Genomic DNA, 12,698 nt, shown 5'->3' with positions numbered 1-12,698 from the left:
CGGCTTCAAGTACCAAGGAGATATCAGCAACCCCAGCGCAGCGCGGGGGTACTTACCGGCGCATCCCACAATGACAGGAGTCCATCATCAACTTTCAGTACGGTGATGGACATACCCTGCATATCCAATGACGTACAATAAGAACCAATCAATTTACGCTCAATGGTCAAACCGAATTGTGTACAGCACTCCGCCAGACGGTGCCAGACACCATAAAGTTCCGATAAGGGGGTCGCGCCAAGGTTATTGACCAGAACAATGACCCGATCGCCTTTGGCTAAGGGTTGCTTACTCTGGCGCGTCTCGTTCCAGTCACCGGCTTGTCGATCCCAGTGGCGTAATGTGCGCTGATAGCTGCCGTGATCAATCAAGGTCTGGAACATGGCGTCTACCGTGTTATTCAGTGAAGTAAATGGCCGACGCTCAATACCCGGTTCGCCATGGATACCCACACCAAATTCCATCTCATTTTCAGCCAAAATAAATGACGGCTTACCGGCAGCGGGCACAGTACAAGCACCAAGCGCGATGCCAATAGAATGCCCCTGATTATTAATTTTCTGCCCCAGTAGTGCGCATTCATCCAATGAATCACCACGTGCCGCAGCAGCACCGAGTAATTTTTCTATAATGACCGTGTTCGCCACCCCACGCCGCCCGGCGGTATACAGGCTATCTTTGACCGCCACATCATCGTCTATCACTAAGGTAGCAACAGCAGTGCCACCGGCATGCAACAGCTCGGCGGCAGTTTCAAAGTTTAGAATGTCGCCAGTGTAATTCTTAATTAGCATCAGCACACCTGGCCCACCATCAATGGCTTGGCCGCATTCATACATTTGATCGGGGGTCGGCGAGGTAAAAATCTCACCCGGGCAGGCACCATCTAACATGCCTTCGCCAATAAAGCCACAATGCATCGGTTCGTGACCACTGCCACCACCGGACATCAATGCAACTTTGCCACTCACTGGCGCATCTGCACGGGTGATGAAAAGGGGTTCCTGATGCAATGTCAGCTCAGGATGCGCCGCAACCAGCCCCTGAATTTGCTCCTGTAACACACTCTCAACGCTGTTAATTAATTTTTTCATTTTATGCTCCGCGAACGGGAATGGCTGGAGAACAGAGCTGCCGATGATGAGAAATACCGGCAGACTCGGTCGATTTTTGACTCAGAACGTATTTGCCGCACAGATTAGTTGAGGAAAGCCTGACCCAAGCGGTCAGCTACCATAATTGCAGCATAGACACTGTCAGGTGTGACCTTGAACGGCATGTTGTGGATGGTTTCTCCCTCAGCACAGCTGGCCTTGGCGACATCATGGATCTTGCGTTCAATATCCTGAGAAACGCCCATCTCAGCCAATGTGATTGGTAAACCCAGTTGCTGGCAGAATGAGAGCACTGTTTCGATCTCTTCCATGCTGCTGTTCTGTAATACGAGCTGTGTTAGGGTACCAAAGGCCACTTTCTCACCGTGATACAAGTGGTGGCACTCATCTAATACGGTGAAACCGTTATGAATGGCGTGAGCGGCCGCCAGACCACTACTTTCAAAACCAAGACCACTCAGATAGGTATTGGCTTCGATAATACGTTCAACCGCTTCGGTCACAACACCCGCCTCTACCGCCAGTTTGGCTTTATAGCCCTCCGCCAGCAGGGTTTCGTAACACAAGCGAGCCAGTGTAACTGCCGCTAATGTCGATGCACCACCAGCCATATTGGTAGCTTTAGCGTCAAAACAGGCTTGTGCTTCAAAGTAAGTAGACAGCGCATCACCCATACCAGCGACCAGCAAACGTACTGGTGCTTTGGCAATAATGGTGGAATCCATCAGTACGATGTCAGGGTTTTTCGGGTAAATCATATATTCAGCGAACTTGCCCTGTTCGGTATAAATAACGGATAAGGCGCTGGTCGGGGCATCGGTAGAGGCAATAGTAGGCACCACAACGACAGGGATATGCTGATAGTGAGCAATCGCTTTAGCCGTATCGAGGGTTTTCCCGCCACCGATACCAACCACGCCATTACAGCCGTGCTTTTTCAGCTCAACCGTCAACCGCTCAATTTCGTGACGGGAACATTCGCCATTAAAGCGGCTGAAATGATGTTCCAGCTCACTGGCTTGCAGGCTGGAGCCGACGGTATCAGCAGTCAGCTTCATGACGAAATCATCAGCAATGATAAAATAGTTATTAGCCAATAATTTAGCAAACTCACCAATGGACTGTAATGCATTGGCACCTTGAATATATTTGGACGGAGATTGAATGACTTTCAGCATATCTTGCTCCTGTAGCGTAAGAGATAATGTAAGAATAAATAATTTTTAGGGTCAATTTGATGAAACTGCATCCACTATAAGCGCAAAAAACAGGCTGAGAACCAACAGTGAAAACGTTCCATTATGAAACTCCGTTATCTCAGTATGGTTTCATATTGGAACGATAATGCCGTGACACAGGGACAGGAAGAGAAGTGGCGCACAGAAGCCGCCCAACAGTGTAAGAAGGTAAAATAGAAATAGGTTTACGCGCGATAGGCACCAGCCATAAAAAAAAGCCACCCCGATAAAAGGGGCAGCTTTAGTCATTCTCGGTAGTGCTAACGCCACACTAACCGTTATTCACTGACGGGTTCGTCACTCACTTTCTCTTTAGGTTCTGGATTCATACAACTGTAAATTACTGGTAACACCAGCAATGTCAGCACCGTTGCAAAGCCCAGACCAAACATGATGACCACCGCCATACTCTGGAAGAAAGCATCACTGAGCAGCGGAGCCAGCCCCAGAACCGTGGTAAATGCCGTCAACATAATAGGCCGTAAACGGGCGGTAGAGGCATCAATAATAGCTTCGCGCAGTGGTTTTTCCTGTCGCTGTAAGCCTATCTCTTCCACCAACACAATGCCGTTACGTATCAACATACCACTCAGACTTAGCAGCCCCAACAAAGCCATAAATCCGAATGGAATTCCCGTCAACAGGAAGCCTACCGTGACACCAATTAATGCCAGTGGTACCGTCAGCCAGATGGCAACAGCATTGCGCACTGAGCTGAACATCAATACCGTTACGATGAACATAATCAGGAACGCGATCGGCAAACTGATGAAAATACCGCGTTGTGCTTCTTTGGTACTTTCATAATCACCGCCCCACTCCAGCTCATATCCGCGCGGTAACTGAACGGCTTCTACGCCAGGTTTGATACGCCGCAACAACTCAGCAGAGGTCTCACCGCCCTGTTGGGTCGGATCCGTTTGCACCGTCAGTGTCCGCTTGCGATCCAGACGCATAATAAGCGGATCTTCCCACTCGGTTTCAAAACTGGTGACAACGTTATCAATCGGGATAAAGGCCAGGCGCGCCTGGCTCCAGACCATCACATCATTCAGTCGTTCTGCATTGAGTCGTTCTGCATCCGGTGTGCGCAGTACAATCGGCATTAAGCGAGTACCATCACGGTATAACCCCACCGGCAGGCCACCAAAGCTCATACGCAATGTCCCATCGACCTCGCGCTTATCGACTCCAAGTTCGCGCCCCAGATAATCGGAGAATTGTGGCCGGATCATTTTGCTACGGTCTTGCCAGTCATGCCGCGCACCATCCGCCATCGGATCAGCAATGATCGCTTTTTCCGCTTGCGCTGCCAGGGTACGTAACACCTCAGGGTCCGGGCCAACAAAGCGGGCCTCGATGGAGCTGTTGTTGGATGGCCCAAACATGATGCGTTTTATCTGCGCATCAACCTGCGGGTATTCGTCATGCATATAGGATTCGATTTCATCAATCAAACCCGGTATTTGGCTGAGGTCCTCGGTACGAACCATCACCTGCGCATAGTTAGGATAATGACGTTGGGCATTGTAGGTCAGCATAAAGCGCATCGCGCCCTGACCAATCGTTGCCATGGTGTCCGCCACCCCTTTTTGCTGCTTGATATACTGCTCAACCTTGTTCGCTATCCCTTCGGTATAATTGATATCAGTGCCATTCGGCAGCCAGATATCAACGAAGAAGATTGGCGTATTAGAGGGCGGGAAGAAGCTCTGGCGAACATTACCAAAACCCACCACCGATGCCACTAACATGGCCGCCAGCAGCACCAAAGTGATACTGCGATGTTGCAGTAACTTATTCAATACCACGCGATAATAGCGGAATAACCAGCCATCATAAGGTTGCTTGACAGGCTTATCGGCATCCACTTTCGCCGGTTTCTGATTTTGGAATGCCCACTTAGCAAAGACCGGTGTTAGCGTCAGTGCCGTGAACCAACTCAACATCAGCGAGATCAACAACACCTGGAATAACGATTTACAGTATTCACCCGTAGCATCATTGGACAGGCCGATAGGTGCAAAGGCCAGAATGGCAATGATAGTCGCGCCTAACAACGGCATCATTGAGCGCTTCACCACATTGCTAATAGCGGTAAAGATGCTTTCGCCTCGCTGGCGACCAACGACGATCCCCTCCACCACCACAATGGCGTTATCCACCAACATACTTAGCGCGATAATCAGCGCCCCTAACGACACTCGCTGTAGCTCAATATTAAATAGCCACATAATGAGCAACGTACCCAGTACGTTAAGTGCCAACGAGATAGCAATTACTATACCGCTGCGCACCCCCATGAAAATCAGCAAAGTGACCACAACAATCAACAGTGCCAACAGGAAGTTAAGGATAAAACCGTTAACCGCCCCTTCAACTTCATGAGACTGATCATAGAACACGTTGATATGCATACCTAACGGGCGTTCACCGTCAAGCTGCGCCAGTCGGGCTTTAATCGCATTACCTACGTTTACCACGTTGACATTCGGGGCAAACGAAATCCCCAGTGCCAATGCAGGTTTACCGTTGGCACGATAAATATTGGTCGGTGAATGGCCAAAACCTTGAGAAACAGTGGCGATATCACGCAAATACACGCTTTTCGGGCTGCCAGGCTGACTTACCAGTAAATTCCCCAGTTCTTGTACACTTTGGAATTCACCGGTCGGATGCAAACGAATAGACTCACTGCCCACCTGCAACTGGCCCGCATCGGACACCACATTCTGGCGGCTCAGTAAATCGGATAACTGCTGTGGCGTGATACCTGCGGCGGTCATCTGGGCACGAGAAATCTCCACCTGAACTTCTTCAGGCAGAATACCCACAATACCAACTTTACCTACCCCAGGTACCAGTACCAGTTCACGTCGCAGTTGCTCGGCAAAATTACGTAAATCCTGGTTACTGTAACCATCACCCGTGAGTGAGAAGAAGAAGCCATAAACATCGCCAAAGTCGTCATTGACCATCGGCGCACTGGCTCCCGGTGGCAAACGCACACTGTTATCGTTGATTTTACGCCGCAGTTCATCCCAGATTTGCGGTAACTCATTCGCGCCATATTGTGCGCGAATATTGATGGTTATTTGTGATAAACCGGCACTGGAAATAGAGGTGACGTCGTCAACATAAGAGAGTTCCTGAATGGCATTCTCCAATGGGAGTGTGACTTCCTCTTCTACCTGCTGTGCTGATGCACCATCATAACGGGTGACAACTACCGCCGTTTTGATGGTGAAGGCTGGGTCTTCCAGCCTGCCTATATTGAGATAGGCAATAATGCCACCAATACCCAGCAACAGAATCGTTAGCCAGATACGGGTATTATTATTGATAAAATTGTCAGTCAGCTTCATCAGAGACCCCGCTCACGGACCCAAGCCCGGACAACCTGATTTGGGCGAAGCTCACCGGTACCTGCGGAGACAATCTGCTCGCCATCAGCCAGACCAGAGGTAATTTGAATGCCGTTGGCGGTCAATTGAGCCACCTGAACTTTGCGCTCTTCAACATGCATCTGACCATCATCATTCTTGATAACCCAGACTCTTGCATCATTCAATTGGGCAGTATCTGGGTTAAACACGGCTTCCACTGGTACGATAATCGTCGGATGATCAGTGCCAGACAGATTGCCAGAGTTGATTCTTACCCGGCCACTGATACCTGAAAGCAGTGGCATATCAGCCGGGCGCTTCATCGTCAGTGTCACCTGGAAAGTCTGTGAAGCAGAGGTGGTTGAGGTGGTGTGTTCTTTATACTCAGCAATAAATTCGCGCCCCGGCATATGATTAAGTAATACCGTTGGTTTGTAGTTACGATTGCTGATATCTAGTGCGGTAAACAGGCGCTCAGGCACACTAAACACCACATCTAACGTATCCAGTGCACTTAATGTGGCAACCGCCTGACCTGGGGCCATGACCTGATGGTTACGCGCATTCACATTGGCAATAATGCCATCAAATGGCGCGGTAATGGTGGCATCACTCAGCTCTTTACGCGCAATCTCCAAAGCAGCACGAGCCGATTCCATCTCAGCACGACGTACATCCAGCTCAGCACGAGATACCGCCCTTTGCCCTTGCAAGGTATTGAAACGGTTAAACTGATCGCGAGCCAGATTAAAGGTAGACTGACGATCCCTGACTCGTAGATTCAAATCCGTATCATTCAGTCTGGCAATGACTTGGCCTTTTTTCACCTGCTCACCTTCACGCACCAGCAACTGTTGCAATTGCCCACTTCGTTTAAAGGAGAGCTGAGTTTCATCGCCAGCTTGTAATCGCGCTGGAAAATAGCGAGTGCCATTTTGCCCACTGTCTTCAACGGTAAATATTTTTACCGGGCGCACACTTTCTGCGACTTCAGGGGGAGTTCTGTCGCAAGCAGCGAGAAGAAACGTTAATAGCAGAGTGATTACTGTTTTTATCTTCACTATAAGATCTCGTTGAGTCAGATTTTAATAATTATTGCAGATTAATTATTCACACTTCTTTATCTGTTTTGGGCTTCACTTTTTTGTGACAGACGGCGCACCAGCGCTCTTATTAGTGTGATTAATAATCCCCCGGTAAACATCCCTAGAAAATAGATCAGCACAATTAGCACCGAAATGGGTAGTGTTATTTGCATGGAAAGTAAAGATAAGTTCACTAGCCCGCTGTTTTGAAATACAAAAAGCGTCATCAGGGCCACTATCAGCAAAAAGCACACTAAATACACGTATTTCACTTGATCACCCTTTTCATCTTAGTTCATCATTTTTCGGCTTTAAAAACGTAATGTCGTGCTTTCTTGCCAAATACAAATCTCTGGCTGCTAAAACAGAGATAGCCAATAGCGAAATAGCACTACTCTGCTACTCACTATCAGCTATTTTTTAAGAGCAACTGCGCTATACCCTATATAATTCGAGCCACAGGTAGGCAGCCAGCAAACGAATCCCGATGAGCTTACGCAGTCAAGTGATTCGGGTAAGTGCGTGCCGCTAACACCCCTGTGGCTTCAAGGCCGAAGGGGATTAGTAGTCGACGGCATCCCGGATGATTGGACACGTCATACAGTGACCGCCCCCGCGTCCACGGCCTAATTCACTGCCGACTATCTCAATCACTTCGACCCCTTCTTTACGCAACTGGGTATTGGTTTTGGTATTACGGTCATAGGCCAGCACCACGCCTGGTGAAAGCGCAACCATGTTATTACCACTGTCCCATTGTTGACGTTCTGTATCGTAATCATTACCTTCGGTCTCAACCACACGCAGTTTTTTCAGGTTGAGCGCGCCAGCAACTGCTTCAACAAAGGTGCCTTTATCACGACTTAACTTAATACCGGTCGGGCCATTATCAGGGCGCAGTGAGAAGGTTTGGATCTGATTAACAATCGCCGGATATAACGTCACTACATCACGGTCGCAGAAGGTGAACACGGTATCCAGATGCATAGCGGCACGCAATTTAGGCATGGCCGCAATCATGACGCGCTCCACCTGCCCTTCGCTATTTTTAAACAGCGATTGCGCCAACTGCGTGATTGCCTGATGCGAAGTTCGCTCACTCATGCCGATTAACACGGTTTTATTACCGATTGGCATCACATCACCGCCTTCCAGCGTCGCAGTGCCGTGGTGCTGCGTCGGGTCACCCCACCACACTTTCACATTGGCGTCACCAAAGTCCGGGTGGAATTTATAGATAGCCGTGGTGAGGATGGTTTCTTCATGACGCGCCGGCCAATACAGTGGATTTAGTGTCACACCGCCATAGATCCAGCAAGTGGTATCGCGGGTATACAGTGTATTGGGCAACGGTGGTAACAAGTATTCAGTAATGCCAACCGCTTCGCGGATCAGCTTCAACTCTTCTTTGTCACATTTACCGTCTTTATGCAGTTCGGTGGTGGACAAGCCGCCAATCAGCACTTCAGCCAGCACGCGCGGCTCCAGGCTTTCCAGATAGCTGCGGGTTTCTTGCAAAATGCCCAGTGACACTTCATTCGGCACAATTTGCTGATCCAAAATCCACTTTTTCGCCGCTGGAATGGCAACCGTTTCGGCCAGCAGATTATGCATCTCAACCACATCAACACCGCGGTCACGCATTTTGGTCATAAAATCAAAATGGTCGCGCTTGGCTCTATCTACCCACAGGACATCATCAAATAATAATTCATCACAATTACTTGGCGTCAGGCGGTTATGGGCACGCCCTGGGGCGCACACCATTACTTTATGTAACTTGCCGACTTCAGAGTGAACACCAAACTTAGGTTTAGCGTGAGTTTTCTTAGCTTTATCTGACATAAGAACTCCAATAAATTATATGGTGATAATCCCGGTAGCAATGCTATAAATCGCAGCCACCGCAGCAACAATCAGAACAATAAACAGTATTCTTTCATAGGAATTAAAGGCTTTTTGATGCTGTTCACGTTTGGCAATCAGATACAAAATAGTGCCCGGTCCGTAAATAATGGCCGACAACAGCACGTATTTCAGGCCGCCGGCGTAAATCATCAGAGCAGAGTAGAAAGTCGCAATGATGGCAAAAATCAAATCTTTTCTATGACCACGGTTATTCGTTTCGTAAGTCTCACCGGTCCATGCCAATTTCAGGCCATAAGCTCCTACTAACAGATAAGGGATCAGCGTTAATGAACTGGTTAATTCCAGCGCCAGTTGAAAAGCATAATCAGTAAACAAGGTGAGAATTAAGAATATCTGTATAAAGATGTTGGTCAGCCAAACCGCTGCTGAAGGCACAGCATTGCTGTTTTCAGTCGCGAAGATTTTTGGCATGCTGTTACTCTTAGCCGCCGAAAACAGCACTTCCGCTGCCAGCAGTGACCATGATAAATAAGCACCCAACACGGAAATAATCAGACCCACACTGATAAATATTGCACCCCAGCGGCCGACTATCGCCTCTAACACCCCGGCCATTGATGGCTGGCGTAATGCCGCCAAATCAGGGCGCAGTAACACGCCGTAAGACAACATGGTGATCAATACCAGCAGGCACAGCACACCAATAAAGCCCAGAACGGTCGCGATACCAACATGGCTACGTTCTTTGGCATAACGTGAATAAACACTCGCACCTTCGATACCCAAGAATACAAATACTGTGACCAGCATGGTGCTACGTACCTGAGAGAATAGAGACTCAGGTTCAACTGACGTGGTGATTGCCGCCGCTGCATGACCAACATAGCCATAGTCATTCAGATGGGATAAATCAGCACCTTTAATCACATCTGGCGTACCCCAGAAGTTCAGCGCAAAAACATCACCTTTAAAGGCAAAAATCAGCACGATGACGAAAATGAAGATTGGAATTATTTTTGCGAAGGTGGCGATGGTATTAATTGCCGCAGCTTCTTTAACGCCGCGCAATATCAGGATATGGAATCCCCACAAGATAACGGAGGCAATTAACACCGCCGGAATAGTATTACCATCACCAAATATAGGGAAGAATGCCCCTAACGTTGATTTGATCAGAACAAAATAAGAGACGTTACCAATACAGGTACCGGCCCAGAAACCTAATGCAGAAGCAAAACCAAGATAATCCCCAAAGCCCTCTTTTGCGTAAATGAATACACCAGAATCGAGATTAGGTTTACGCTGCGCTAATGTTTGAAAAACAAAAGCCAGCATTAGCATCCCACCCCCCGCTATACACCAGGCGATAAGTGCGCCAAACCCACCGGTTGCTCGTCCAAATGTTGCCGGCAATGAAAATATACCGGCCCCGATCATTGAACCGACCACCAAAGAGGTAAGGGCCGGTAAAGATAATTTATTCGTTGTTGAATTGGCCATGATGCTCTCAATGACATTGGATAAATTAAGTTAAATGTAAATTCTGCTTATCCTACAAACAGATTCACCCAGACCCACTTATCAATATAAATACATAGTTATCATAGCTTCCTTTAAAACTATTGCATAATGCCCGGAAAGTAGACCAAATCTTACAATATGTAAATTCTTGAAAAAATTATCACATACATCAGAATTTTGTAACAGTGTGCAAAATCATCATTTTGTATATTCATAAAATCACATTTCAGTTTAATTCACTGCAATCCACCCACTCTATTAGCATAGAAATCTGTTTTTTATTAGACGGATCATTTCAGATGATTCCAGTATCCGCATTAATTTAATAATAGACATATGAACGAGAGTCCTTGCCATCTTGCGGACTCTCGTTCTATGAACTAAGCTTATTGATTAACCATTGAAAATATAATTTAAATAGCCTTAAATTTCAATAAGTTAAAAAGAAAGCATTCCGTTGTTAAAATAGGCAATGTCTTATTAAAATTCTCTATTAGCTCACATTTACTCCCCTATATCCGCCATCAGTCAGACACAGACGATCAGATGACAACCACATTTATATACTCCGTTTTAATTTTTATAAAACGGATGTAATAGTTTTTTAAATCATTATTGCGTAGTTACTATTAGAGATGAAATCAATAAAAATCGCATTATTACAATAATTATTTCGATTTCATTTATGCTTCATTTAGATTTCATTTACATTTATTGTGAAAATGTAAATATTCGATTGTTACATCTAATCAAGTGAGAATCGTCACTCGCTAACGCCAATAAACCACATAAAACTAGTGTTTTAATTTTACAAAATAAAAAAATACAGGATTAATCACCAGCAAAACAAAGTGCTTTAGATAGCGAATATATTCATCTTTCCCATAATTTCATTAGGAATATTGATATTTAATGTCGAAAAATCTTATAATTTATAGGGTTATAATGATGAAATCACGTAGGAAAAAGCCAATTTTTTCTCTTATTATTCCTACAATGGATAAGAAAGCGTAAATAAAATACATATATTTAGTGTGTAATATGTACATTTTATTAAAGACCTCCGATTTCAAATAGAGATGTCAGCCTTTCCGTTAAAATTCACTTTTTAGCTTCAAAGCATGCATCATCATGACGGAATCAACAAAAACGGCCCCCATTGGGAGCCGTTTTATAGCACGTCAAATTCGCAGAAATGTGTACACTGTTATGTCAATTGCTTATCCGATACATGCTGCGTCTCTGTCACTGAATAGCCCGCCAAAATTGCTACGAAGATCATAAATAGATGGCCTTCAGATGAGTCCAGCAGGAATGAATTAAAGAAATTACACGCCATATAACTGGTCAATACAGCCAGTAGTACATTGCGTAAAACCGGTGTTTGTTGCCAAATAACGCGATAACAACAAACAATCCATGCCAAAAAGATAATTAAGCCAACAAAGCCTGATTGGATTGTTTCCAACAGATATTGGTTGTGTGGATTATTGATTTTGTAATTGATCTCTGGGTTCTCATAATAGAAGCCGCCAGCACCGTGCCCCAGAATAGGTGACTCTTTAATTAGCCGCACCGCTTCAATGGCAAAGGCCGAACGTTGCCCCATCGAACTACGACAAGCATCATTTACATCATCCGCAGATGCGGCCATACAGACTTTTATCTCATCGACACCCTGCACGATACGGTCGGTCGCTTTATTGGGTATCAGTAGTAGTGCAGCAAAGGCTATCGCCCCTAACACTACCAATAGCCAGCGTTGGCGGCGCCCCAGAGAGAAGAATAACCATATCCCTAGCCCAACAACTAATGCCACATAACCGGTTCGCCCCAATACCAAGAACAGAATACTGTAGCTCGCCGCTGCCACCAGCAAGCCATACCCCCAGCGTTTCCAGCCCTGATTTTTAAAGGCCAGCGCCAGCCACAACATGGCGGCCAAAGCCATAAAGAAGTTTTGGGTAATTTGCAGTTTAAAGATAGTCGGATTGGTTGGATCTACATTGCCAATGGGAATGTGTAACACCCCAACGGCCAGTGTACCGACTAATGCCAGCGCGTTAGCCGCTAAGAAGCCGATTCCAAACAATTTTATCAACCGTGGTTGGTTGATAAAAAACAGGGCTAACGGCAATACATAAAGAAATTTCTTATCTTTACCCACCATATCCGGGCCATAACTGTTGTGATGAAACAGCAGTGACAATGCCAACAATGCAAACATCGCAGCAGGCAGGTAAACCAACGGATTCGTCAGTAATGGTTTGAATTGCAATGTGTTGCGATTCATTATCAAACAGATCAGGATTAAAACCAGTGAGATATTGATCAGTGGGTTGGATGTCGGTAAGGAGATACCTAGCAGCAATGCTGCAATACCACCCAGCATTTCACTGCGACGGTTGACCGTGAAAGCGGCCGGTGAAGAAGTCGATGGGATTGTCATAATTCTCTCAGCTTAAGCTGGTTAGCGGAAAATAA

The 12,698-nt window shown here is 46.4% G+C and carries 8 protein-coding genes; all 8 read right to left on the bottom strand.

From position 1 onward, the window contains the following. Window positions 1-23 precede the first annotated feature (23 nt). The 8 genes from dhaK to waaL-ps all read right to left on the bottom strand — a co-directional run bounded on the left by dhaK (window position 24) and on the right by waaL-ps (window position 12,663). Window positions 24-1,094 (bottom strand): dihydroxyacetone kinase subunit DhaK, encoded by a 1,071-nt coding sequence (gene dhaK / locus V1956_RS05410; RefSeq protein WP_442824885.1) that lies wholly within the window; start codon window positions 1,092-1,094, stop codon window positions 24-26. 104 nt (window positions 1,095-1,198) lie between these two features. Continuing rightward, window positions 1,199-2,293: a glycerol dehydrogenase gene (locus tag V1956_RS05405; RefSeq protein WP_372557921.1), complete on the bottom strand. Its 1,095-nt coding sequence runs from the start codon at window positions 2,291-2,293 to the stop codon at window positions 1,199-1,201. A 338-nt stretch (window positions 2,294-2,631) separates the two neighbouring features. Continuing rightward, window positions 2,632-5,718, bottom strand: a complete 3,087-nt coding sequence (locus V1956_RS05400) for an efflux RND transporter permease subunit (RefSeq protein ID WP_372557920.1) — start codon at window positions 5,716-5,718, stop codon at window positions 2,632-2,634. Beyond that, entirely contained in the window at window positions 5,718-6,800 is a 1,083-nt protein-coding gene (locus V1956_RS05395) for an efflux RND transporter periplasmic adaptor subunit (RefSeq protein ID WP_372557919.1), read from the bottom strand. The genes V1956_RS05400 and V1956_RS05395 overlap by 1 nt, the downstream gene beginning before the upstream one ends. Window positions 6,801-6,859: 59 nt before the next feature. After that, a complete protein-coding gene (locus tag V1956_RS05390; RefSeq protein WP_372557918.1) occupies window positions 6,860-7,096 on the bottom strand; it encodes a LapA family protein in 237 nt (78 codons plus the stop codon). 289 nt (window positions 7,097-7,385) lie between these two features. Next, entirely contained in the window at window positions 7,386-8,669 is a 1,284-nt protein-coding gene (gene arcA, locus V1956_RS05385; RefSeq protein ID WP_372557917.1) for an arginine deiminase, read from the bottom strand. A 15-nt stretch (window positions 8,670-8,684) separates the two neighbouring features. Continuing rightward, a complete protein-coding gene (locus tag V1956_RS05380; RefSeq protein ID WP_083160751.1) occupies window positions 8,685-10,193 on the bottom strand; it encodes an amino acid permease in 1,509 nt (502 codons plus the stop codon). A 1,228-nt stretch (window positions 10,194-11,421) separates the two neighbouring features. Continuing rightward, a complete protein-coding gene (gene waaL-ps / locus V1956_RS05375; RefSeq protein WP_372557916.1) occupies window positions 11,422-12,663 on the bottom strand; it encodes an O-antigen polysaccharide ligase WaaL-ps in 1,242 nt (413 codons plus the stop codon). Window positions 12,664-12,698: the final 35 nt, after the last annotated feature.

The sequence above is a fragment of the Yersinia sp. 2540 StPb PI genome, assembly GCF_052217165.1.
Taxonomy (GTDB): Bacteria; Pseudomonadota; Gammaproteobacteria; order Enterobacterales; family Enterobacteriaceae; genus Yersinia; species Yersinia enterocolitica_E.
Note: the sequence above shows the minus strand (reverse complement) of the source record. Positions and strands in the feature narration are given on the sequence as shown.